We start from the raw sequence: 23,074 nt of genomic DNA, 5'->3' as shown, positions 1-23,074 counted from the left end.
ATCTGATAATCAGTGCGCGTGCTCAGTCCGTTTCTTGCTCAGCGGCGCACCCGGCTCATGGTGCTCATCCGCCTCCACAATCGGCACTTCCTTCCCGTCGCAGTCGAACAGCTTGCCGTCGCGAACAAAGTCGCCATCGTTCAGGCAGGCGATGTCGCGGTAGCGCACGGTGCGATCGCTCGCGGCCACAAACACCGATTGCTGGTCGGAGTTGCCGGCCCGCAGGTGGTTGAACAGCAGGTTCAGCAGAATCGCCATGATCGCCGCCGAGCTGATGCCGGAGTGGAAGATGGTTTCGAACCAGCCCGGAAACTGGTGGTAGAAGGTCGGGGCGGCGATGGGGATCATGCCGAAACCAATCGAGGTGGCGACGATGATCAGGTTCATGTTGTTGCGGTAGTCCACCTGCGCCAGGGTGCGAATACCACTGGCAGCCACGGTGCCGAACAGCACCAGCCCAGCACCACCCAGCACAGCCGTGGGTACGGCAGCGACCAGACGGCCCATCACCGGAAGCAAACCAAGAGTCACCAGAATCAAACCACCGGTAGCCACCACGTAGCGGCTCTTCACGCCAGTAACGGCGACCAGGCCCACGTTCTGCGCAAACGCACTTTGGGTAAACGAACCGAACAGCGGCGCCAGGGCGCTGGAGATCATGTCGGCGCGCAGGCCGTCACCCAGGCGTTTGGAGTCGACCTTGGTGTCGATGATTTCACCGACGGCCAGAATGTCCGCCGAGGTTTCCACCATGGTCACCACAATCACAATCAGCATCGACAGAATGGCGGCGAGCTGAAATTGCGGCACACCGAAGTGCAGCAGGCCGGGCAGCGCAACAATCGGCCCGTCCAGCACGCGGGAGAAATCGGCCATGCCGGTGGCGGTCGCGATCAGCGTACCGATGATGATCGACAGCAGAATCGACAAGCGCGAGATGCTCGAGCTGCCCAATTTGCTTAGCAGCAGCACCAAGGCCAGGGTGAGGGCCGCGAGGCCGATATTGGCCACGCTGCCGAAGTCTGGCGACTGGCTGTTGCCGCCCATGGCCCAGCGCGCTGCGACGGGCATCAGGGTCAGGCCGATGGTGGTGATGACGATGCCATTCACCAGCGGCGGGAAGTATTTGATGATGCGCGAGAACACCGGCGTGATCAGTAGCCCGATCACCGACGCCGCTATCACCGCACCGAACACCACGGGCAGGCCGTTCGAGCCATCACTGCCGAGGATGGCAATCATGGTGGCGACGCCGGAGAACGACACCCCCTGCACCAGTGGTAAACGACAACCGAAAAAAGGCAGGCCCAGGGTCTGTAGCAAGGTGGCCAGGCCACCGGCAAACAGCGAAGCCGCAATCAACAGGCCGATTTCGGCAGGCGCAAGGCCGGCCGCCTGACCCACGATTAGCGGCACCGCGATGATGCCGCCATACATGGTCAGCACGTGTTGCAGGCCGTACGCCAGGTTGGCGCCTATACCGAGGTTTTCGTCTTCGGGACGAGATGTAGCAGGAGAAGTCATGGTAGGTAGCTCGCTTTTGTCGTTTTTATGCGTCTAACAGCAGTCGATGAGTTCCGTGTTGCACGTGCATTCCTGCCACTGCGCCCTGTGCCGGGCGCAGCGACTGGAGGCGTTACTCGCCGGTCACCAGTTGGCGGGCCAATTGGTTGTGACGTTCCAGCACCCGCGGGAGATCGACGGTGGTAATGCGACCGTCCTGAACGACCACACGGCCGTTGATCACGCTGGTATGAACTTGGGTTGGAGTGCAGAACACCAGCGCCGCCAATGGGTCGTGGTGGGCACCGGCATAACTCACGTGGCTCATGTCGAAGGCCACGAAGTCAGCGATCATGCCGGGCGCCAAGGCACCGATATCGTTGCGGTTAAGCACCTTGGCGCCGCCCAGGGTGGCGATTTCCAGGGCCTCGCGAGCGGTCATGGCATCCGGGCCGAAACCCACACGCTGCAGCAGCAGGGCCTGGCGAACTTCACCAATCATGCTGGCGCCATCGTTGGAGGCCGAACCGTCGACGCCCAGACCGACCGGCACGCCGTGGTCGCGCATCTTGCGGATGGGTGCAATACCGGAAGCCAGGCGCATGTTCGAGCATGGGCAGTGGGCGACACCGGTACCGGTACGGGCGAAGAGCTCAATGCCGTGCTGGTCGAGTTGTACACAGTGGGCGTGCCACACGTCGTGACCGACCCAGCCAAGGTCTTCGGCGTATTCGGCTGGCGTCATGCCGAATTTTTCGCGGCTGTAGGCGATGTCGTTGACGTTCTCGGCCAGGTGCGTGTGCATCGATACGCCGTACTGGCGCGCCAGCACAGCGGCTTCGCGCATCAAATCGCGGCTTACCGAAAACGGCGAACACGGCGCCACGACCACGCGCAGCATCGAGCCGTGGCTGGCGTCGTGGTAGTCCTCGATCAGGCGCTGGGATTCTTTGAGGATGTCGCTTTCTTTCTCCACCACCGAGTCCGGCGGCAGGCCGCCCTGGCTGCGGCCGACGCTCATGCTGCCGCGCGCGGCGTGAAAGCGCATGCCGATCTCGCCGGCGGCGTGAATGCTGTCATCCAGCTTGCAGCCGTTGGGGTAGATGTAGAGGTGGTCGCTGGAGGTGGTGCAGCCAGAGAGAATCAGCTCGGCCATCGCGGTCTGGGTGGAGACGGCGATCATTTCCGGCGTCAGGCGGGCCCAGATCGGGTAGAGGTTTTCCAGCCAGTTGAACAGCTCGCCATCCTGCGCCGCCGGCACCACGCGGGTGAGGCTTTGGTACATATGGTGGTGAGTGTTGACCAGGCCGGGAATGACCACCTTGCCGGTCATATCCAGCACCACATCGGCGGTTTGCGGCAGCGTGTCGCTGGGGCCGACCTGCTTGATCACGTTGTCTTCGATGTACAGGCCACCGCGGCGAATTTCGCGGCGTTCGCCATCCATGGTCACCAATAGTTCGGCGTTTTTGACCAGTAGAGTCTTGGGCATTACGTATTCCTTTCCCGCTTGAATCTGATTTCACGTTGGTTGTGTTGCAGTTACCGCGTTGAGGTACTGCGAGGGCATCAGCTAAGGGGTCCAGGGTGGGCCAGGGGTGTTGTAGGCGCAGGTGCGGCCGGTGGTGCAGGGGACAAGCGACGCGGGTGATGGACGCTTGATGGGTTCGAGCAGCAAGGGGTGTTGCATGGCTTGAGACCGTCGCAATACACACCGGCGATTACCGGTGTCGTAGGCGCGGAAATAATGTAACCAGGAACGTTAAGTTTTGTATACAAAAAATATGTAGCCCTGGCGATACCTACAACAGCGTCTTGGCCAAGGTCGCCGCCGAGAGCAGCACCAGCACGCTGCCGATCAGCAGGTGCAACGACATGGGCTTACGGCGGAACAACACCTGCCCCGCCACATTGCCCAACAGCGCCGGCAACAGCAGGCTGGCCGCCAGGTGCAGGTGTTCCAGGCTGAGCACGTGCAGCCACCACAAACTGGCCAGGGCGAGCACATCGCTGACGGCAAAAAACACGATGGCGGTGCCCCGTACGCTGACGGCAGATAGCCCACTGCGCAGCAGATACACGACGACGGGCGGTCCTCCGGCCGAAGCCATGGCGGTCACCAAACCGGAGATAAACCCGGCCGGCATGGCCCATCCCGAAGTCACCGGCCGGCTTGCCACCGGCTGGCGAAACAGCACCAGCACGCCGCCCAGCAGGCACAACAGCGCCACCACCGGCGCCATCCACTGCTCGGGCAACCGCGCCAACGCCAGCGAGCCCACTGGCACCGCCAGCAGCATGCCGGCGAGCAGGCGCAGGCCTACGCCGGTATCGAAGGTTTTGCGCGCGCCAGGCCAGAGGCTAACGCTGCAGACCAGATCCAACAGCAGCACAACGGGAATGGCCACGGCCGGAGGGCTGACGGTGAGCAGCCCCAAGGCCAGCACCATGGAAAAGCCAAAGCCGCTGTAACCGCGCAGCAGGCCGGCGGCGAAGGCCAGAATCAACAACATGTCAGGAGCCCCTGGTGGTGGAGGGCTGACTGTAGGGTGTGGACTGCGCGCGGCGAGAGAGCCAGATAGACGCGGCGGTTGAGCCAGCGCCCAAATAGCATCGAGGCGGCGCGCACCATTTCAGATCAACCCACAACATATGCACCAACAAAGAGCACACAAAAAGCACCGCCGCCGAGCCGAAAACCTGATCAACACGCCAACAAATTCCCCACACCCGCCACCTTCAGCCTTTCATCGCACTACTTCGGCGCAAAAGGCACGGCTATTGCTCTAGCCTGCAACAGACCGAATTCACCTAAGACCCTGATGAACGCACCGTTGCCCCCCACCCTCTTCACCCCCAGCTGGTACGCCGAGCTGGAGCTGGCCTATGCCCGTCAGGGCGACAGCACACGCCCGGTGATGCGCCGCCATCAAGGGCCGTTGCGGGTGCAAAAGCACTTGTATGCCGAGGGGCCCGAGGTGTGTCAGCACATCATCGTCCACCCGCCCGGCGGCATTGCCGGTGGCGACCGCCTGAATATCAGCGTGCAGGTCCAGGAACAGGCCTGGGCGCAGCTCACCAGCCCGGGCGCGGCCAAGTGGTACCGCGCCACCGGGCCGGCGTTTCAGCAGCTCGATATGCAGGTTGCCGCTGGCGCCACTCTGGAATGGCTGCCGCAGGAAACCATCGTCTACTCCGCTGCCCAGGCCGAACTCACCACCCGTATCGAGCTGCAGGGCGATGCCAAGCTGCTCTACTGGGACATGATCGCCCTCGGCCGCCCCGCCGCCGGTGAACGTTTCGACAAAGGCCACTTTCAGGCCCACCTGGATATCCGCCGCGACGGCAAGCTGCTCTGGCATGAACGCCAACGGGTGGTCGGTGGCGATGGCCTGCTCGACTCGCCCATCGGCCTGGCCGGCAACCCGGTGTTCGCCACCCTGTTGATTACCGGCGAGCTTGATCCCGAACTACTCGAACACTGCCGCGAACTCTGTGCCGGGCCCCATGCCCGGGTGCGCGGTGACCTCAGCCAATTGCCAGGCCTGGTGGTAGCCCGCTGCCTCGCCGTAGAGGCGCTGCATGCGCGAGCCTGGCTGATCGACCTTTGGCGTGTGCTGCGTCCGGCCTTGTTGGGCCGCGCTGCCGTACCGCCGCGAATCTGGAGTACCTGACCGATGGACCTGAGCCCACGCGAGAAAGACAAGCTGCTGATTTTCACCGCCGGCCTGGTGGCCGAGCGCCGTCTGGCGCGCGGAGTGAAGCTCAACTACCCCGAGGCCATGGCCTATATTTCCGCAGCTTTGCTCGAAGGCGCGCGCGATGGCCGCACCGTGGCCGAGCTGATGCATTTCGGCACCACCCTGCTCACCCGTGACCAGGTTATGGACGGCATCCCGGAGATGATTCCGGACATTCAGATTGAAGCGACATTTCCCGATGGCACCAAACTGGTCACCGTGCACCAGCCCATCGCCTGAGAAAAAGAAGAGAGCCCATGATTATTCGCGACGCCGTCTCGGCCGACCTGCCCGCCATCCGCGACATCTTCAATGACGCGGTCCTCAACACCACCGCCATCTGGATGGACGCCGTGGTCGACCTGGCCAACCGCGAGGCCTGGTTCGCCGCCCGCGCCCAGCAGGCTTACCCGATTCTGGTGGCCGTCGATGAAGCCGATGAAGTGGTCGGCTACGCCTCGTATGGCGACTGGCGTCCGTTCGATGGGTTCTGCAACACCGTCGAACACTCGGTGTATGTGCGCAGCGACCAGCGCGGCAAGGGCGTGGGCCCGCTGCTGATGCAAGCACTGATCGAGCGCTGCAAAGCCGGCGGCAAGCACGTGATGGTGGCGGCTATCGAAAGCGGCAACGCGGCCTCGATTCGCCTGCACGAGCGCCTCGGTTTTATCACCACCGGGCAGATGCCCCAGGTGGGCCGCAAGTTCGGGCGCTGGCTGGACCTGACTTTTATGCAACTGATCCTTACCCCTGAAAGGAGCGCGCCATGATTCCCGGTGAATACCAGATTCTGCCCGGCGACATCGAACTCAACGTAGGCCGCCGCACCGCCACGCTGAACGTTGCCAACAGCGGCGACCGGCCGATTCAGGTGGGCTCGCACTTTCACTTTTTCGAAACCAACGACGCCCTCACCTTCGACCGCGCGGTGGCCCGTGGCATGCGCCTGAATATTCCGGCCGGCACGGCGGTGCGCTTCGAGCCTGGGCAATCGCGGGATGTGGAGTTGGTGGAGCTGGCGGGTGGCCGCCGGGTGTTCGGCTTTGCCGGGCGGGTGATGGGCGATCTTTAAATCAAACAGATGACGTGTGGGAGAGGCTTCAGCCTCGATGTTTTTGATCTTAAAAGCATCGAGGCTGAAGCCTCTCCCACAGAAAGAATTTCCCCATGTGGCCAGGGACAGATCTATGAAAATCAGCAGACAAGCCTACGCCGACATGTTCGGCCCCACCGTCGGCGACAAGGTGCGCCTGGCCGATACCGAGCTGTGGATCGAAGTGGAGAAAGACTTCACCGTCTACGGCGACGAAGTGAAATTCGGCGGCGGCAAGGTGATTCGCGATGGCATGGGCCAGAGCCAACTGTGCGCGGCCGATGTGGTCGACACGGTGATCACCAACGCGCTGATCATCGATCACTGGGGCATCGTCAAAGCCGACGTCGGCCTCAAGGGCGGACGCATCGCGGCCATCGGCAAAGCCGGTAACCCGGACATTCAACCGGATGTCACCATTGCCATCGGCGGCGCCACCGAAGTGATTGCCGGCGAAGGCATGATTCTCACCGCTGGCGGCATCGACACCCATATCCACTTCATCTGCCCGCAGCAGATCGAAGAAGCGTTGATGAGCGGCACCACCACCATGATTGGTGGCGGCACGGGCCCGGCCACCGGCACCTACGCCACCACCGTGACGCCGGGGCCGTGGCATATGGCGCGCATGCTCCAGGCCGCCGACGCATTCCCGATGAACATCGGCTTTACCGGCAAAGGCAACGTCAGCCTGCCGGAGCCATTGATCGAGCAAGTGAAAGCCGGCGCCATCGGCCTGAAGTTGCATGAAGACTGGGGCACCACCCCGGCCGCCATCGACAACTGCCTGAGCGTGGCCGACCAGTACGACGTGCAGGTGGCGATTCACACCGACACCCTTAACGAGTCGGGCTTTGTGGAAACCACCCTCGGCGCGTTCAAAGGCCGCACCATTCACACCTACCACACCGAGGGTGCCGGTGGCGGCCATGCGCCGGACATCATCAAGGCGTGCAGCCTGCCCAACGTACTGCCCAGCTCCACCAACCCGACCCGGCCGTTCACCCGCAACACTATCGATGAACACCTGGACATGCTGATGGTCTGCCATCACCTGGACCCAAGCATTGCCGAAGACGTGGCCTTTGCCGAAAGCCGCATTCGCCGCGAGACCATCGCCGCGGAAGACATCCTGCACGACCTCGGCGCGTTCTCGATGATCAGCTCCGACAGCCAGGCCATGGGCCGTGTTGGCGAAGTGATCACCCGCTGCTGGCAGACCGCCGACAAGATGAAAAAACAGCGCGGCGCTTTGCCGGGCGACGGTGCGGGCAACGACAACTTCCGCGTCAAACGCTACATCGCCAAGTACACCATCAACCCGGCGATCACCCATGGCATCAGCCATGAAGTGGGTTCGATTGAAGTGGGCAAGTTCGCCGACCTGGTGCTGTGGCGCCCGGCGTTTTTCGGCGTGAAACCGACGCTAATCCTCAAGGGCGGCGCGATTGCCGCGAGCCTGATGGGCGATGCCAACGCCTCGATCCCGACGCCGCAACCGGTGCACTACCGCCCGATGTTCGGCAGCTACGGCGGCATGCTGCACGCCACCAGCCTGACCTTTATCAGCCAGGCGGCAATGGACCTCGGGGTGCCCGAGCAGTTGGGCTTGAAGAAGCTGATTGGCGTGGTAAAGGGTTGCCGTACCGTGCAGAAAAGCGACCTGATCCACAACGACTACACCCCGCAAATCGATGTAGACCCGCAGACCTATCAGGTGAAAGCCGATGGGCAGTTGCTGTGGTGTGAACCGGCGGAAGTGTTGCCGATGGCGCAGCGGTATTTTTTGTTTTAAACCAAGACCTCAAAGCTGACACCGTCATCCCCGCGCAGGCGGGGATCCAGAATATTGAAGGGGAATACCTTTCGCAGTGCTATCTCCGCGCCTGGATTCCCGCCTGCGCGGGAATGACGGTGTGAGGCGGGATGACGAGGTATGGCGGGATTGCGGTGTGGGTCGAATTTCCGCGTTATGCCCGGCTCAACCGCAACAACGCCTCGCAATCCTCTGCATACCAATCGGCCAACTCCGGCCACAAATTCTCCGGCACATTCACCAGCACCGTGTGAGTGCCCGCCGCCCTGCCGCTGTCGAGGTCGAAGCGGTAATCGCCGACCATCACCATCTCACCCGGCGCCACCTGCCATTGCTCAGCCAAGTGCAGCAAACCGCCCGGATGCGGCTTGGGCGGTGCCTCGTCGCGACCGAGAATATCCGCCGTGGCGAAGCAATCACCGAGGCCAATCGCGTCCAACGTGAGCAGCGCCAGCGAGTGAGCATTGCGGGTCAGAATGCCGAGCTGATGGCCGCGCTCGTGAAGCTCACGCACCAGTTCAATAGCCCCCGGCGCCGGTTGCGCATTCAACGCCAGCTCACGCTCATGCTCCATGAGCCACGCATGTTTAGCGGCGGCAATCTCGGCCGGCAGCGCGGCGAGGTGATGGAGGATGTCGTCCTCGGCAGGGATTTCCAGCTCACGACGAATCGCCGCAAAGTCATGCACGGCAATGGTCAGGGTGCCGTCCATATCGAACACCCAGTGACGAATCGGGGCCAGGCTCATCGGTTAACTCCAGCGCAACAAATATCGCCGAAGTATACGGGGCGAAAGTCAAAAGCATCGAGGCTAAAGCCTCTCCCACAATTGATCGCACGCCCCGGTGGGAGAGGCTTCAGCCTCGATTCCTGCAAACGCAGAACCTAATAGGTCAACGTCATGATGACATTGTCCTGATAGGCCCCTGAGGGCACGTTGTTCTGCGTGGCATCCACCGCCGCATCAAACTTGAAAGTCTGCCCCAACCCGGTCCCCAGAAATGCCACCGGCTGCGTGGCGTTCCAGATCACCGTGGTGTTGGGTTGGTAGATGTTGTAGCGCATCCGGTTGGCGCCGCTGGCCATCTGGCGCCAGGGTGCCGAGTAGTTCGCGCCATTGTCGAAGCTGACACTGAAGCCTTCGTTATTCGTGCAGGTAACGCTCACGGTCTGGGTGAACGTGGTGAACTGGTTGACCAGCGCCTTGGTGCCGAAATCCACATCCAGATTGGCGGTATTGATCAGGCAGGATTTGGTCACCACCAGCGTCAGCGTGGCACTGGTCAGCACGCCCGTGCCCCAGTTGGTCGGGTCGGCGCACAGCTCCAGGCCCAGGACGATAGTGCACCCCTGCACCAGGCCGGTGAGCGACTCCAATTGCATGCGCCGAGCAGGCCGGCGTCGCAAATGGCGTAGTACCAGCGAAGGCTGACGGTGCCGGTGTAAGTGCCCGCTTGCACATTGGGCCCCATGGGCACGGTGAAATACAGAGCGATGCCGTTGCTGCCACCGCCGAGCGACAGCACGGTAAGGCCGGTGGCGGTTGCGGTCACGCCGTTTTGCAGCGGTGTACCGTTCTGGGTGGTGCTGATGGTGTAGGGCACCGAGTAACCACCGTTGGTGAGATTGAGGCTAGCCGTGTCGAGCATCACCCGCAGGTAGGAGCCGGACAGCAACGACAAGCCACCGGTGCAGCTGATACCGGCGGCGCCGTAGTTGCCGACCGTGGTGGTTTGCAGCGCCAGCGAGCTCAAGGTGCCCAGGCTCACGTTAGTGCCGGAGGTGGTGCACACCGCCTGCACCATGCCGCTGCTGGCCATCAGTAACAGCCCTAGCAGCCCATGCCGCGCACCGCTGCATAGCCGTAGTATTCCTTGCTGCAAACCACGCATGCCGCACTCCTTGCCAAGCGGTTACCGGCAGGTCAATGGACCCACCAGGCTCACTTCTTCATCGGTTTTGGGCAGGGCAAACGCAGCCCCGCATTGCTGGCCGTCGGGCCGGGTTATGTGTAACTGGTTCTGCGCGTTAAGGCTTCGAAGTAAACCAGGCCGTCCCAGCCCACGAAGGCACGCAGACTGGTGCCGTCCACTTTCACTTCACTGCCACGCGGGATCACTTCACCGCGCGAGTCGATCAGCACGATGCTGGCGGCTACTACCCGGCGCAGGTCGAAATTGAGCAAGGCGCCGCTACCCTGGTGCACCGCAATCTTGTTTTTCCACCTGCGGCACACGCATGTTGGCCGGCAAGCCGAGCGGGTCGATTTCATATTGGCCACCGTAGTAAGACGGCACCGAGGGCACCAGCAGGTGGCCGCTTTTGTTGGTGTTGCCCATCAGCTGATGCTCGAAGCTCACCGGCACATCACTGATGCCGTTGGTGCTGATCAGCACAAAGGCGTCGTCCACGCGATTACCGGGGAAGACTTCCCCGTCCATGGCGATCAGCGAACCGGTGACATCGCCCCATTGGGTCAGGCGCCCGTCGTCGCGGTACACCCCACCCTGCACCTGGGCATAAGGGGTACGCCAGGTAACGTCAGCCTGTTCATAAGTGCTGTCGCCGGTGGCGTAGCCGAGGTTGTAGCCCACGCCGCCACTGACCGGCGGCGTGCGCCCGAGATTGACCCGTTCGCGAAACTTGCCCTGGGTGTCGCGCTCGACACTGGCGCTGAACGTGGAGCGCACGTCGAACGGAATGATCAGCTGCATCACCGCCGAATAGCCTTCGCCATCCAGGTCGCGGTTCATCGCCACATACATGCTGCTGTTGCCCCACAGGCTGCGCGAGAACGACAGGTTGACCAGCCGTGTGCGCTGGCCATCCATGGTTTCACTGGCGAAGTAGCCGATGCCGACGTTGCCGACATCGCCGGGGCTGAAGGAGAACGTCACCTGGTCGGTGGTTTTCGCCAGGCTCAATTCGTCGCGACCGATCTCCAGGGCGCTGAGCATGCTGACGTCGACGAACTTGTCATTGCGCTGCACATGCTGGGCGCCAAAACCGAATTTGGTCGAGTAATAGCTGTAGCCGATGTTGGTTTGCAGGCCTTTCTTGCCGTCGTATTGGCTTTGCGCCACAGAGGTGCTGAGGGTGCCGACGTTGCCAAGGCCTACCGTGGCGCCCAGCCCACCGAGGCGCAGCTCTTCGCCGATTTCGGCATGGGTTTCGGCGGTGAAGTAGTCGTTCAGACCGTAGCGGAATGTGCCGCTGGACACCTCGGTGCCGTAGGAGAAATTTTTCAGCCCGTAGTCTTCGCGCAATTTGCCCACCGACAGCGAGTAGTCGAAGAGGTCTTTTTGCAGCAGGGAGTTGGTGACGTAGAACGGCACGTCCGTCGCCACCTGGCGGCCCAGGGCATCGGTGGTAACCACCGTGGCGTTACCGGCGCCGCTGATATAGGGCACGTTGCTGACGGTGTAGGGGCCAGGGTTGAGCTGGTCGCTGCTGACCTTGGCGTTGTTGATAAACAGATCCACCGACGTCGGCACTGCTGCCTCGCCGGTGAAGCGCGGCAATGGGTAGGTGATCAGATCCGGGCGCAGGGCAAAGTTGCGCGATATCTGCACGCCGCCCAGGCGCACGGCGCTGTTCCAGGTCAGCGCGCCCGTAATCAGGTCGCCGGCGATATAGCGGGTCATGGTTTCCTGGTTGTTGTAGCGCCAGTAGGTGTCGTAGCGCATATAGCCATCCTGGTCGGCACCCAGGTCGTTGAAGCTGTGGCGGTACACACCGGTATTGCCCAACACGCCGGCGCTGCCGAACACGCGCTGCTCCAGAAAGCTGCTGAGATAGTGGCTGCTGTCTTCGGTGTCGTTGTAATAGGCGTCGTAGTTGAACAGCACTCCGAACGAGCTTTGCGCGGGCACGGCGGCGTACACCGAGCGCTCCCCCACTTGCTGTTCGGGCAGCCAGTCACTGGGCAATACCAGTTTCAGGCGCTGCAGTTCCTGGTCGTAACTGAACTGCAGGCCGGTGATGGTATCCAGGGCCAGCTCGCCACTGGCGCCTTCGGGCAGGTGCACGCCGACGGCGAGCAAGTCTTCGCTGCTGACGAAGTAACGCTCGCCACGAACGGTCACTTGTGCCACACGGTCACTGGGTAACTCATTGACGACCAGCTCCAGAAAAAGGGTGTATTCCCCGCGACCGCGGGTACCTGCGCCGCAGCCGCCGAGGCCGGGTCGGGCTGCGCCGCTTGCGGCGGCTGCATGCGCGCGGCGGGTATGATTTGTACCGGTACGCCTCCCACCGGGGTGCCTCCAACCGGCGGCAACGTCGGCGCCGAAGCCGGTACCGGGGCGGCGGCCAGCGCATCGCGCAGCGGCCAGGCCATTGCGGATGCCGGCCTCATGGGGTCCGCCTCGGCCTGTTGCGCAGCGGCGGTGTTGACCGGGGGTGCGGCATCAGCAGTGCCCTCTTGGGCGCCCAGCGCATCACGCAACGGGCCGGGCATCGGCCTGGCCCCTTCGGCGGCTTGCAGGCGAGGCCCGGCACCCAGTAGCAACAGCGCCAGCAGCAAAAACGTCGGATGAGCCTGACCAACGCCTCGCGTGGATCGCGAAGGCGCGTGCTCTTCCTTGAAGCAGCGCACTGGGCTCTCTGGCTATCAGTGCGGTGAAATGGGCTGGATTTCCGCCAGCTCGTTTATTCGTGCTTCCAGGGCAAATGAGTCGCCCGGCACGGCAACTCCCAGCGCATTCGTGCACCGGGCAATACGTAGCCGAGCAGGCCTTCGGCGATCACGGTTTTCTTGCCGCCCTGGTTCACCGCCACACTAGCCAGGCGAGCGTGGGCCGGGCCCTGGTTGTTGAGCAGCAGGTAGCGTTTGCCGCCCTCGCTTTGCACCTGAAAACGCAGGTCGGGTTGCAGCAGTTGAATGCCGGGCGTGGGTTTGGCGGCGGCGCTGGCCAGACCCGCGCCATCGCCAAAACAAAGAGCGGCACCGAATAACGCATCTGGAATTTCACCCCCAGCGCTGCGTCGGTTTTCGCATCGGGCGGCAGCAACTCATCCACCAGCACACGAAAGGTCTGCTCGCTGGCAGCAGGCACCGGCTGCATTTTCATCAGGCGAATCATCTGCCGCTTGCCGGGATCGATGGTGACGGCAGGCGGGCTGGCGACCACCGCGCGTTGGGCGCCGAGTTGGTCACCATAATCGGCCTGGTTCCAGGCCAGTACCCGCACCTGCAAGCTGATGGGCGCCTGGCCACGATTTTCCAGCCACAACGCCGCCGCTTTCTGCCCGCCTCGATCTGCGGGTTGATCGGCCAGATCAACACCGAGCTGGCGGCTTGAACAAGCCCGCTGTTGCACAACAGCAACAAGGCCAGAATTGACAGAATCCGGCAACGATTCCATTCGGGCATGGGTAGCTCCTTAGTTCTAGTTATCCGGCTAGTAGGTGATGGTCACCGTCACCGTGTCGCTGTAAATCCCTGCAGAAGGCATAGGCGTGACCGCAAACAAACGCGCAAATACCGGATAGGCCACCGTGGCGGTGCCAGCGGGAAACGTCAGGCTCTTCACCGTCCCGCCATTGGTACCGTTACCCCAAATGGTAGTACCTGTGTCCTGATACAGCTGATAACGCAGTGTTTCAGCGCCCTTGATCAGAAAACGGCCCGCAGCGATGTTGCTGGCATTGAGGCCGGCGCTGATGCCGATGGTGAGCGACGTACCCGGTGTGCACTGCAGCAAAATGGAACCAGCCCCCGTGGTGCTGGTGACATCAACGTTGCTGGGCAACAGGCTTACCTGGCCGAAGCTGATGTTGCCGTAGCTGGTTACATCGGCCGCACCGGAACCCAGAATGCAGCCGTTGGCGATGGCCGCTTTGACCACGAAGGCTTTGGTGATGGGGGTGTCATTGACGCCGGTATCCGCCCGGCCAGTAGCGCTAAGCAGACACAGCAAGACCGTTGCGATCAGGTAGCGCAGCAGCCGGCCGCTCATTACCAACTCACAGTCACGGTGATGGTGTCGGTGTATGTGCCGGGAGTGGGTGCTGCCTGTTTCGGCACGCGGCCAAACACTTGCAGGTATTGGTCGGCGCCGGTGCCGGTGCCGGTGACGCCGGTGATGTTGTCCCAGACGGTGGTGTAAGCGGCCGAGGTGTAGAGGTTGTAGCTGATCTGCGCAGCAGCCGGGCCGGTCATGCGCCGCGCCGCCACATTGCCGCTGCCGCCGGCACTGAGCAGCACCCGGTACGGGGTATTGAGCAGACAATTAACGCGCAGCGAACCGTTGCCGACGGAACTGGTCGCCGACACCAACGCGTTGAGGGAAAAGTAGGTACCGAAATTCAGGGTGCCAAACTGGCCCAGGGTAACCGGCGCCGTGCTGCCTGCACTGCACGCCGGCAGCACCTCGGCACTGAGGCCGATGGTGGCGGACTTGGTCACGCTAAAGGCGGCAGGACTGGCACTGAGCAGGCTCAGCACCAGCCACCACTTCCATGGGATATCGCGTAAGCAACGCATGGCAATTCCTGGCAGAGAAGGGGTACATCCATGTCGCGTTGGTGGCAAAACCCTCGAGAAGATCGGCAGTGCGCGGGAGCCCCGCGTTACCAGGTGATGGTGACTTGTACCGTGTCGGTGTAGGTACCGGTGGCGGGTGTGGTCTGGTTGGGCACACGGCCGTATACGACCATGTCCTGGTTGGCGCCGTTGCCGACACCGGCCAGCGCCGTGCCGCCATTGGTGCCGTTGCCCCACGGGGTGGAGCGCGCCGCATCCTGATACAGGTTGTAGAGCACGTAATTACCGCCGCTGGCCATGCGTCGCTGAGTACCGGTGCTGTTCGCGCCGGAGTTCAGCGCCACGCTGTAGTTGGTGGCGTTGGCGCATTCGATACCGAAGGAGCTACCGGCACTGGCACCCACCGACTGAGCGTCGATGTTGTTGGCCAAGCTTGGGTACGAACCGAAGGTGATGCTGCCGAAGTTGTTGGTGGTGGCGTTGCTGGTGCCGTTGTTTACGGTGCAACCAGCGCCAATGATTATTTGAATGCCCAGTTGGCCCTGCACGGTTCCCGCCGCTTCTACGTTCAAGGCTATCGGGGCAAGCAGTACGGCAGGGATCAGCAGAAAGCGGCGTTTCATATCTAAAAACTCCTACGGAAAAAGTCGCGTATTCACGCTTGATTGGAAGTTAGTAGAAATTCGGCCGCAGTTAAAACAACTTTATGGCGTCAACTAACCCGCGCGAAGTTTGTGCGCCAATTCAAACTTCACGTAAGTGGTTGTTCTATGTACCGAGCGGTTAGTTTTGTAGGAAATAGTAGTGAGTGGGTGTAGCCGATATCCTACAAAACATTCCGCCGTAAAGGCGCCCTGAAAAACAAGCGAAGCGGCGGAAATCGCGGGTTTGGAACCCGACTAACGGCAAAATGCCATGCCAGATAAACAACTGTGTTAGCGGACTTTTTAGTCATTCGCCCATCGAACTATCCATTGAGGACAGTTCACTCACTTATAGCCAATCGCACTAACTTCAATTTCAAATCCGTTTTTAAACGAGCAAGTTGGTGTGGGTGTAGTTGTTAGGAAATAAGTTGTTTTGGGGTAAGCAACGGACTTCAGACTCTGAATCCCAGCCTGCGCTGGGATGACGGAGTTTTTCACACCACCACCGTCGTCCCAGCGCAGGCTGGGACCCAGAATGTTGCGCCCGGCTCAGTTATTGAACATCACGGCGCTCGCGTTCCACCCGGTCCCCGTTTACCTCCAGTCCTCGCGAACGCGGGTCAACCCTTCCTGCGCCACCGAAGCCACCAACTGGCCGGCACGATTGAAAATGCTGCCACGGGCAAACCCGCGACCATTGCCCGACCACGGGCTGTCCATGGCGTAGAGCAACCAGTCATCCATGCGCAGGTCCGCGTGGAACCACAGCGAGTGGTCGAGGCTGGCCACCTGCATAAACTTCTGGAACACCGACACGCCGTGCGGCTGCATGGAGGTGGTGAGCAGGTTGAAGTCCGAGGCGTAGCTCAACAGGTAACGGTGCAGCTGGCGCTCATCGGGCAGATTGCCGTCGGCGCGGAACCACACGTACTTCACCGGCTCGCTCACCGTGGGCTGATAGGGGTTGCCGGTGGTGACGGGGCGAATCTCGATCGGCTTGGCACTGGCCACCCGCTCGCGCATACGCTCGGGCAGAAACTCGGCGGCTTCGACGGCCAACTCGGTTTCCGAACGGAAGTTTTCCGGGCCGGGCACGTCGGGCATTTCCAGCTGATGGTGAAAGCCTTCTTCATCGGCCTGGAACGAGGCGCTGCAAGTGAAGATGGGCGCACCTTTCTGAATGGCCGTTACCCGCCGGGTGCTGAAGCTGCCGCCATCACGCACGCGGTCCACCAGGTAAACCACCGGCAAAGTCGCATCGCCGGGGCGCAGAAAGTAACCGTGCAAGGAATGCACATGGCGCTCGGCCTCCACCGTCTGGCTGGCCGCCGACACGCATTGGCCCAGTACCTGGCCACCGTAGAGCTGGCGAAAACCAAGGTCCTGGCTCACGCCACGGAACATGTTTTCCTCGATCTGTTCCAGGCTTAACAACGCCACCAGATCATCGAGTAATTGGCTCATCGGTTATTCCTCATCACGCATTAATTCAGGCTGGGGAAATGGTAAAGGCTTTACCCGCCGCTGTCGGCCTTCGCGGTGAAAAAGCCCGGTGCCCATCAGTCCAACCTAGACGGCTTTTGCGCCAACCACTGCGCGCGGCTGATGCGGTACAGCACATGGGCGCGCAGCGGGTGGTCGACCGGCAGGTTGGGGTGCTGAAAATCATCTGCTGGGTCACGCTGCATGCCGATACGTTCCATCACCGCGCGCGACGGCAGATTGGCCGGTACGGTAAAAGCCACCACCTCCGGCAACTGCAGTTGCTCGAAAGCGCATTCGAGCGAGGCACGGGCGGCCTCGCTGGCAAACCCCTGCCCCCACGCATGACGGGCCAGGCGCCAGCCGATCTCGATGGTCGGGCCGTCAGGCTTGCAGAACGGCGCCTCGAAACCCACCACGCCCAGGCCCGTAAAGCCGATAAAGGCACCGCTGTCTTTACGCTCCAGCGCCCACAGGCCAAAGCCATGCTCGGCGATATGGGCATGCACGCGACCCATCAAGGCAGCCGCTTCGGCGGTGCTTTGGGTGGCCGGGAAAAAGCGCATCACCTCGGGGTCGGCGACCATCTCGGCAAAGGGCACCAAATCTTCCGGCCGCCAGGCACGCAGCAGTAGGCGGTCGGTCTGTAATTCTATGGGTGTGTGCATGGCAACGTCCTGTCTGGCGCTTGGCTTGAGCTAGCCAGTCTCGGCGAGGATACTGGCGGCCTCTTTTACCTGGTTGAGTGTATGCGTCTGCCCCTGGTCTATCACGACGACTACAGCCCGCCGTTCCCGGCCGACCATCGTTTTCCGATGGAAAAATTTCGCCTGCTGCGCGACCACCTGGTGGACAGCGGCCTGACCACCGATGCTCAGTTAATTCGCCCGGAAATCTGCTCGGCCGAGATTCTCGCCCTGGCCCATGAGCCTGGCTATATCGAACGCTTTCTCAGCGGCCAGCTAAGCCGCGACGAACAACGCCGCCTCGGTTTGCCCTGGAGCGAAGCCCTGGCGCAACGAACCGTGCGCGCGGTCGGTGGCTCGCTGCTCACCGCCGAACTGGCGCTGCAACACGGCCTGGCCTGTCACCTGGCGGGTGGCACTCATCATGCCCACTACGACCACGCCGCCGGCTTCTGCATCTTCAACGACCTGGCGATTATCAGCCGCTATCTGCTGGCCGCAGGCAAGGTGCAACGGGTGCTGATCTTCGACTGCGACGTGCACCAAGGCGATGGCACAGCGCGGTTGCTGGCCGACACACCCGAGGCCATCACCGTTTCGCTGCACTGCGAAAAAAACTTTCCCGCGCGCAAGGCCGAAAGCGACTGGGATATCCCGTTGCCCATGGGCATGGGCGATGCCGAGTACTTGAAGGTGGTCGACGACACCCTCAATTATTTATTGCCGCTGTATCAACCAGACCTCGTGCTGTATGACGCCGGGGTGGATGTGCACAAGGACGATGCCCTCGGCTATCTCAACCTCACCGACCAGGGTTTGGCCGAGCGCGACGAGCGCGTTATTCGCCATTGCCTGGGCCGTGATATTCCAGTGATGGGCGTGATTGGCGGCGGCTACGACAAAGACCGCGCGGCGCTGGCAAGGCGCCACGGGATACTTCACCACAGCGCTCAGCGCGTCTGGCAAAGCCAGCACTGAGCGCGCTTTTCAAGGCACAGCGAAACCATGTACCACGGAGAAAAATTCAACGCCTGGACGCACCTCGTCGGCGCCGTATTAGCCGCCATCGGCGCGGTGTGGTTGCTGGTGCTCGCCAGCTTTACCGGCGATGCCTGGAAGATCGTCAGCGTGGCCGTGTATGGCGTAACGCTGGTGTTGCTGTACAGCATCTCCACCGTTTACCACAGCGTGAGCGGCCCCTCGAAACGCCTGCTGCAAAAGCTCGATCACCTGTCCATCTACCTGCTGATTGCCGGCAGCTACACGCCGTTCTGCCTGATCACCTTGCGCGGCCCGTGGGGCTGGACGCTGTTCGGGATTGTCTGGGGTCTGGCCGTGATCGGCATGCTGCAGGAAATCAAACCGCGCTCGGAAGCGCGGGTGCTCTCCTTGATCATCTATGCGGTGATGGGCTGGATCGTGCTGATTGCCGTCAAACCGCTGATCGCGGCGCTGGGCATGACCGGCTTCAAATGGCTGGCCGGCGGGGGCGTGTTGTACACCGTAGGCATTATCTTTTTCGCCAACGACAGCCGCTTTCGGCACTGGCACGGCATCTGGCATCTGTTCGTGATGGCCGGCAGTTTGCTGCACTTTGTGGCCATTGTGTTCTACGTTTTACCTGACTTGCCGTAACCCACTGACAGGAGCCTGCCCATGACCACTCTGCATATCGGCCTGATCGGCGACTACAACGCCGACGTCATCGCCCACCAAGCCATCCCCAAAGCCCTGGCACTCGCCGGGGCCGCGGTTGGCGTGCACGTGGAACCGCAGTGGCTGGCCACCGAAAGCCTGAACGGGCACAAACACCTGGCCGAATACCACGGCCTGTGGGCAGTGCCCGCCACGCCCTACCGCGACATGGACGGCGCCTTGTTCGCCATCCGCTACGCCCGGGAAAAACAGGTGCCCTTCTTCGGCAGCTGCGGCGGCTTTCAACACGCCTTGCTCGAATACGCCCGCTCCGTGCTCGGCTGGGCCGACGCCGAACACGCCGAAACCCACCCCGACGGCAAACGCCTGGTGATCTCCCCGTTGAGCTGCGGATTAGTGGAAGTGAGCGGCGATATTCAACTGGCACCCGACTCGCAGCTAGCCAACGCCTACGGCGAACTACGGATTACCGAGGGCTACCACTGCCGTTACGGCCTGAACCCCGAATTCGCCAAAGCGCTTGCCGATGGCCCGCTGCGGATCACCGCCTGGGACGACGAAGGCGATGCGCGGGGGATTGAACTGGAAGGACATCCGTTCTTCGTCGGCACGCTGTTTCAGCCGGAGCGGGCGGGGCTGGAAGGCCGAGTGCCGCCGATCATCAAGGCGTTTATCGAGGCGGTGGCGCAACAGCCGTTATGACTCGAAAAGGACGTGCGCAGGAATCGAGGCTAAAGCCTCTCCCACACCACCTCGATCGTCTGTAAGAGAGGCTTCAGCCTCAAGTTTTTGATCTGCTTTTGATCTGCTTTTGATCTGCTTTTGATCTGCTTTTGATCTGCTTTTGATCTGCTTTTGATCTGCTTTTGATCTGCTTTTGATCTGCTTTTGATCTGGCTTGTGATCTACCCGCCCCTTGAGCGCAGGCCGAGTGGAGTCGACGCGTAAGGGGTTGAGCGGCCGGGAGCCGCGAAAGGCGTGAGGGCCATGGATGGCCCTTCTCGCCGGCCCCTGGAGCGGCGACGGAGCGAGGGGAGTCGGAGCGAAGCGCAGACCCAAGGTGGGGGCTAGCGTTTTTGGTTACTTTTGTCGCAATGACAAAAGTGACTCGCGCGTAAGGCGCGAAACAAAACGTCCAGCCCACGCGGTAATGATGAAGAAAAACGCTACCCCAACTCCACCAACCCCGTCCAAAACGCCCACAACGCCAACCCCGCCACCAGCACCAACGCCCCCGCCGCCACGCTTTCAGCGCGCGTAAACATCGGCGCATGCGGCCAATTCTCCCTGTGCGCGTAATAAAACACCGGCAACCCCGCCATAAACAACAAACTCGACATCAACAAATACTGCGGCCCCGCCGCATACAACAACCACACCGCATAAATACACCCCAACACCCCACTGCGCAGCGCCCGCCCCCACTCATCCATATGCCGATGCTGCATCGCATACCGCCACAGATACGCCGTGCTCGCCAGGTACGCCGGCAAAATCATCACCCCCGTCACACTGATCAGCCAGATCCAGGCGTTCTCCGCAAACAGCACCACGAACACAATGACCTGCATCACCGCACTGGATAACCACAACGACGGCGCCGGCGAACCAAAGCGGTTTTCGCGGCCGAGAATGCGCGGAAACACCCCGTCCTTTGCGCCAGCAAACGGCAGCTCAGCCACCAGAATGGTCCAGGCCAACCAGCAGCTGAGCAGCGATATCAGCAAGGAACAAATCACAAACACCGCGCCCCAACGACCCACCAGGCGCTCGAGAATATAGGCCGCCGCCGGCTCATCCAGCCCGGCCAGTTCCGGCTGCGTCATAAAACCAAATGGCAGAGCCGACAGCAGAAAATACAGCAGCGTGCACACCACCAACCCGATATAGGTGGCCTGCCCCACCTGCTGCGGTTTGCGGGCGCGGGCCGACATCACCACCGCGCCCTCGATGCCGATAAACACCCAGAGCGTCACCAGCATGGTGCTTTCCACCTGGGTCATCACGCTGCCCAGTTGCTGGCCCTCGCCCCACAGGTCGAGGCGAAACATATCGGCTTTGACCATCAGCGCCATGATCGCGATGGTCACCAAAAGACTGCTGACATTCAGCACGCTGGCAATCGAACCCAACACCGCCGCCCGGCGCACGCCGAACAGCACCGTGAAATGCATGATCCAGATAAGCAGCGAAGCGCCGCCGATGGACAACCAGTTCTTGCCGTCGCCGAACACCGGAAACAGGTAACCCAGCGACTTCATGATCAGCACCGCAAACGCCACGTTGCCAAACGCGGCGCTTAGCCAATAACCCCAGGCCACCTGAAAACCGGCGAGGTCGCCAAAGCCTTCGCGGGCATAGGCGTATACGCCGGCGGTGAGGTCCGGACGTTGAGTGGAGAGCAGGCGAAAGCAGTTAGCCAGAAAGAACATGCCCACCAGGGTCAGCACCCAGGCGATGGCAATGGCGCCCAGGCTGGCGTGGGCCGACATGTTTTGCGGCAGGTTGAACCCGCCGCCGCCGATCATGGAGCCGATCACCACGCCACTGAGCAGAAACAGCCCAAGTTTGGCCGGTGCTGCACTACTTGCTTCGTTCGCCATCAATCGCTCCCTGGTTGGCTGGTTCCGCAGTCAGTGTAGCGGTCGTTTTCGCCGAGCTCGGTTAGAATGCCGCCTTCCCTAGCCGCAGCCCGCCACCATGCCCGTAGCCAGCCCCTCTCCCTCCCTGCCCGTCGTAATTATCGGCGGCGGCCCAGCCGGCCTGATGGCCGCTGAAGTGCTGGCCCTGGCCGGGGTGAAGGTCGAGCTGTTCGATGCGATGCCCTCGGTGGGGCGCAAGTTTTTGCTGGCCGGGGTCGGCGGCATGAACATCACCCACAGCGAAGCCAAGCCGGCGTTTATCGGGCGCTATGGCCCGCGCGCCGGCGAGATTGCCAAGCTGCTGGAGGACTTTGATGCCGAGCAGTTGCGCGCGTGGATTCACGGCCTGGGCATCGACACCTTTGTCGGCACCTCGGGCCGCGTGTTCCCCACCGATATGAAAGCCGCGCCGCTGCTGCGCGCCTGGCTCAAACGCCTGCGTGAGCACGGTGTACTTATTCACACCCGCCAGCGCTGGCTGGGCTGGAATGCCGATGGCCATCTGCGGATTGCCGGCAGCGACGGCGAACAGGCCATCGAAGCCCGTGCCGTGGTGCTTGCCCTGGGTGGCGGAAGTTGGGCGCGGCTGGGTTCCGACGGTGCCTGGCAGCCGTTGCTGGCTGAACGTGGCGTGAAGTTGAAGCCTCTGCAACCGAGCAATTGCGGGTTTGAAGTGGCGGGTTGGACCGCGGTATTTGCCGACAAATTTGCCGGCGCACCGGTGAAGTCCTGCGCCATCGCTTTGCCCGATCAGGCGCCACGCCTGGGCGAATTTGTGATAACCGCACAAGGCGTGGAAGGCAGCCTGGTATACGCGTTGTCGGCACCGATCCGCGACACCATCAGCCAGCACGGCAGCGCCACCGTGCACCTCGATTTGCTGCCACACAAAAGCCCCGAGCAGGTGCTGGCGCTGCTGAATAAACCCCGTGGCAGTAAATCCATCAGCAACCACCTGCGCAGCGCCCTCGGCCTGGACGGCGTGCGCGCTGGCCTGCTGCGCGAACTGACCGACGCGGCCACGTTCGCCGACACCGCCTTGCTGGCCAAAGCCATCAAAGCCCTGCCGCTTAGTGTGGTGCGCACTCGCCCGCTGGACGAAGCCATCAGCAGCGCCGGCGGCGTGCCGTTCGAGGCGATGGACCAGCACCTGATGCTCAGCCAAGTACCCGGCGTGTTCTGCGCCGGCGAAATGCTCGACTGGGAAGCACCCACCGGCGGTTATCTGCTGACGGCGTGTTTTGCCAGTGGCCGGGCAGCGGGTCTGGGTGTGCTCGACTGGCTGAAATAAGCCCCTGCCAAAAGCTGGCACTATCGTGCTA

General features: G+C 62.0%; 27 protein-coding genes. 10 read left to right on the top strand and 17 right to left on the bottom strand.

The features are described from left to right. Nucleotides 1–9: 9 nt before the first annotated feature. The 3 genes from AC0V2S_RS02905 to AC0V2S_RS02895 all read right to left on the bottom strand — a co-directional run bounded on the left by AC0V2S_RS02905 (nucleotide 10) and on the right by AC0V2S_RS02895 (nucleotide 4,016). Nucleotides 10–1,524, bottom strand: a complete 1,515-nt coding sequence (locus AC0V2S_RS02905; protein WP_475508430.1) for a nucleobase:cation symporter-2 family protein — start codon at nucleotides 1,522–1,524, stop codon at nucleotides 10–12. A gap of 112 nt (nucleotides 1,525–1,636) precedes the next feature. Next, nucleotides 1,637–2,995, bottom strand: a complete 1,359-nt coding sequence (locus tag AC0V2S_RS02900; protein ID WP_475508429.1) for an 8-oxoguanine deaminase — start codon at nucleotides 2,993–2,995, stop codon at nucleotides 1,637–1,639. A 310-nt stretch (nucleotides 2,996–3,305) separates the two neighbouring features. Further along, a complete protein-coding gene (locus AC0V2S_RS02895) occupies nucleotides 3,306–4,016 on the bottom strand; it encodes a TSUP family transporter (RefSeq protein ID WP_475508428.1) in 711 nt (236 codons plus the stop codon). Nucleotides 4,017–4,325: 309 nt separating this feature from the next. Between AC0V2S_RS02895 and AC0V2S_RS02890 the strand changes: the two genes are divergently transcribed. From AC0V2S_RS02890 to ureC, 5 genes are all read left to right on the top strand, one after another. Beyond that, nucleotides 4,326–5,177, top strand: a complete 852-nt coding sequence (locus tag AC0V2S_RS02890) for an urease accessory protein UreD (RefSeq protein WP_475508427.1) — start codon at nucleotides 4,326–4,328, stop codon at nucleotides 5,175–5,177. 3 nt (nucleotides 5,178–5,180) lie between these two features. Next, the gene (gene ureA / locus AC0V2S_RS02885) at nucleotides 5,181–5,483 is read left to right on the top strand and encodes an urease subunit gamma (protein WP_108098576.1); all 303 of its coding nucleotides are present in this window, start codon (nucleotides 5,181–5,183) and stop codon (nucleotides 5,481–5,483) included. A 17-nt stretch (nucleotides 5,484–5,500) separates the two neighbouring features. Beyond that, on the top strand, nucleotides 5,501–6,013 hold the full coding sequence (locus tag AC0V2S_RS02880) for an N-acetyltransferase family protein (RefSeq protein WP_475508426.1): 513 nt from the start codon (nucleotides 5,501–5,503) through the stop codon (nucleotides 6,011–6,013). Beyond that, complete coding sequence (locus AC0V2S_RS02875) at nucleotides 6,010–6,315, top strand: urease subunit beta (RefSeq protein ID WP_475508425.1); 306 nt, start codon at nucleotides 6,010–6,012, stop codon at nucleotides 6,313–6,315. The genes AC0V2S_RS02880 and AC0V2S_RS02875 overlap by 4 nt, the downstream gene beginning before the upstream one ends. Nucleotides 6,316–6,430: 115 nt before the next feature. Further along, complete coding sequence (gene ureC, locus AC0V2S_RS02870) at nucleotides 6,431–8,131, top strand: urease subunit alpha (protein ID WP_475508424.1); 1,701 nt, start codon at nucleotides 6,431–6,433, stop codon at nucleotides 8,129–8,131. A gap of 175 nt (nucleotides 8,132–8,306) precedes the next feature. Here the strand turns inward: ureC and AC0V2S_RS02865 are convergent, their stop codons facing one another. The 8 genes from AC0V2S_RS02865 to AC0V2S_RS02830 form a co-directional block, all read right to left on the bottom strand. Then, a complete protein-coding gene (locus AC0V2S_RS02865) occupies nucleotides 8,307–8,900 on the bottom strand; it encodes an HAD family hydrolase (protein WP_475508423.1) in 594 nt (197 codons plus the stop codon). Nucleotides 8,901–9,037: 137 nt separating this feature from the next. Continuing rightward, nucleotides 9,038–9,442: a Csu type fimbrial protein gene (locus tag AC0V2S_RS02860; RefSeq protein WP_475508422.1), complete on the bottom strand. Its 405-nt coding sequence runs from the start codon at nucleotides 9,440–9,442 to the stop codon at nucleotides 9,038–9,040. Next, nucleotides 9,436–10,044 carry a spore coat protein U domain-containing protein gene (locus tag AC0V2S_RS02855; RefSeq protein ID WP_475508421.1) on the bottom strand — a complete coding sequence of 203 codons (609 nt, stop codon included), beginning with the start codon at nucleotides 10,042–10,044 and terminating at the stop codon, nucleotides 9,436–9,438. The genes AC0V2S_RS02860 and AC0V2S_RS02855 overlap by 7 nt, the downstream gene beginning before the upstream one ends. Before the next feature lie 113 nt (nucleotides 10,045–10,157). After that, nucleotides 10,158–10,358 (bottom strand): hypothetical protein, encoded by a 201-nt coding sequence (locus AC0V2S_RS02850; RefSeq protein WP_475508420.1) that lies wholly within the window; start codon nucleotides 10,356–10,358, stop codon nucleotides 10,158–10,160. Then, nucleotides 10,345–12,246, bottom strand: a complete 1,902-nt coding sequence (locus AC0V2S_RS02845) for a fimbria/pilus outer membrane usher protein (protein ID WP_475508419.1) — start codon at nucleotides 12,244–12,246, stop codon at nucleotides 10,345–10,347. Before AC0V2S_RS02845 ends, AC0V2S_RS02850 begins: the two co-directional genes overlap by 14 nt. After that, nucleotides 12,234–12,611 carry a hypothetical protein gene (locus AC0V2S_RS02840; protein ID WP_475508418.1) on the bottom strand — a complete coding sequence of 126 codons (378 nt, stop codon included), beginning with the start codon at nucleotides 12,609–12,611 and terminating at the stop codon, nucleotides 12,234–12,236. Before AC0V2S_RS02840 ends, AC0V2S_RS02845 begins: the two co-directional genes overlap by 13 nt. A gap of 191 nt (nucleotides 12,612–12,802) precedes the next feature. Then, complete coding sequence (locus tag AC0V2S_RS02835; protein ID WP_475508708.1) at nucleotides 12,803–13,003, bottom strand: hypothetical protein; 201 nt, start codon at nucleotides 13,001–13,003, stop codon at nucleotides 12,803–12,805. Then, the gene (locus tag AC0V2S_RS02830) at nucleotides 12,922–13,344 is read right to left on the bottom strand and encodes a fimbrial biogenesis chaperone (protein ID WP_475508417.1); all 423 of its coding nucleotides are present in this window, start codon (nucleotides 13,342–13,344) and stop codon (nucleotides 12,922–12,924) included. The genes AC0V2S_RS02835 and AC0V2S_RS02830 overlap by 82 nt, the downstream gene beginning before the upstream one ends. Here AC0V2S_RS02830 and AC0V2S_RS02825 point away from each other — a divergent pair. After that, the gene (locus AC0V2S_RS02825) at nucleotides 13,303–13,455 is read left to right on the top strand and encodes a hypothetical protein (protein ID WP_475508707.1); all 153 of its coding nucleotides are present in this window, start codon (nucleotides 13,303–13,305) and stop codon (nucleotides 13,453–13,455) included. The two genes, AC0V2S_RS02830 and AC0V2S_RS02825, sit on opposite strands and share 42 nt — an antisense overlap. A 99-nt stretch (nucleotides 13,456–13,554) precedes the next feature. On the opposite strand, the gene AC0V2S_RS02820 is transcribed toward AC0V2S_RS02825, so the two are convergent. From AC0V2S_RS02820 to AC0V2S_RS02800, 5 genes are all read right to left on the bottom strand, one after another. Beyond that, entirely contained in the window at nucleotides 13,555–14,112 is a 558-nt protein-coding gene (locus tag AC0V2S_RS02820; protein ID WP_475508416.1) for a Csu type fimbrial protein, read from the bottom strand. Beyond that, on the bottom strand, nucleotides 14,112–14,639 hold the full coding sequence (locus AC0V2S_RS02815; RefSeq protein ID WP_475508415.1) for a Csu type fimbrial protein: 528 nt from the start codon (nucleotides 14,637–14,639) through the stop codon (nucleotides 14,112–14,114). The genes AC0V2S_RS02820 and AC0V2S_RS02815 overlap by 1 nt, the downstream gene beginning before the upstream one ends. An 86-nt stretch (nucleotides 14,640–14,725) precedes the next feature. Then, nucleotides 14,726–15,262 carry a Csu type fimbrial protein gene (locus AC0V2S_RS02810; RefSeq protein ID WP_475508414.1) on the bottom strand — a complete coding sequence of 179 codons (537 nt, stop codon included), beginning with the start codon at nucleotides 15,260–15,262 and terminating at the stop codon, nucleotides 14,726–14,728. Nucleotides 15,263–15,880: 618 nt separating this feature from the next. Then, a complete protein-coding gene (gene tesB / locus AC0V2S_RS02805; protein ID WP_475508413.1) occupies nucleotides 15,881–16,750 on the bottom strand; it encodes an acyl-CoA thioesterase II in 870 nt (289 codons plus the stop codon). Nucleotides 16,751–16,845: 95 nt separating this feature from the next. Continuing rightward, the gene (locus AC0V2S_RS02800) at nucleotides 16,846–17,436 is read right to left on the bottom strand and encodes a GNAT family N-acetyltransferase (protein ID WP_475508412.1); all 591 of its coding nucleotides are present in this window, start codon (nucleotides 17,434–17,436) and stop codon (nucleotides 16,846–16,848) included. An 81-nt stretch (nucleotides 17,437–17,517) separates the two neighbouring features. Between AC0V2S_RS02800 and AC0V2S_RS02795 the strand changes: the two genes are divergently transcribed. The 3 genes from AC0V2S_RS02795 to AC0V2S_RS02785 are packed head-to-tail and all read left to right on the top strand — an operon-like array spanning nucleotide 17,518 to nucleotide 19,812. Next, on the top strand, nucleotides 17,518–18,432 hold the full coding sequence (locus AC0V2S_RS02795) for a histone deacetylase family protein (RefSeq protein ID WP_475508411.1): 915 nt from the start codon (nucleotides 17,518–17,520) through the stop codon (nucleotides 18,430–18,432). A 27-nt stretch (nucleotides 18,433–18,459) separates the two neighbouring features. Next, entirely contained in the window at nucleotides 18,460–19,089 is a 630-nt protein-coding gene (trhA, locus tag AC0V2S_RS02790; RefSeq protein WP_475508410.1) for a PAQR family membrane homeostasis protein TrhA, read from the top strand. A gap of 21 nt (nucleotides 19,090–19,110) precedes the next feature. Continuing rightward, nucleotides 19,111–19,812 carry a CTP synthase C-terminal region-related (seleno)protein gene (locus AC0V2S_RS02785; RefSeq protein ID WP_475508409.1) on the top strand — a complete coding sequence of 234 codons (702 nt, stop codon included), beginning with the start codon at nucleotides 19,111–19,113 and terminating at the stop codon, nucleotides 19,810–19,812. Between the two features lie 464 nt (nucleotides 19,813–20,276). Here AC0V2S_RS02785 and AC0V2S_RS02780 read toward each other — a convergent pair whose 3' ends face one another. Continuing rightward, nucleotides 20,277–21,713 carry a basic amino acid/polyamine antiporter gene (locus AC0V2S_RS02780; protein WP_475508408.1) on the bottom strand — a complete coding sequence of 479 codons (1,437 nt, stop codon included), beginning with the start codon at nucleotides 21,711–21,713 and terminating at the stop codon, nucleotides 20,277–20,279. Nucleotides 21,714–21,810: 97 nt separating this feature from the next. On the opposite strand from AC0V2S_RS02780, the gene AC0V2S_RS02775 reads away from it, so the two are divergent. Further along, nucleotides 21,811–23,043, top strand: coding sequence for a TIGR03862 family flavoprotein (locus AC0V2S_RS02775; RefSeq protein WP_475508407.1), 1,233 nt, complete (start codon nucleotides 21,811–21,813; stop codon nucleotides 23,041–23,043). Nucleotides 23,044–23,074: the final 31 nt, after the last annotated feature.

The organism is Pseudomonas sp. CC11G, from assembly GCF_056174845.1.
The sequence above is the reverse complement of the archived record's forward strand: the minus strand, read 5'-3'. Positions and strand labels throughout refer to the sequence as shown.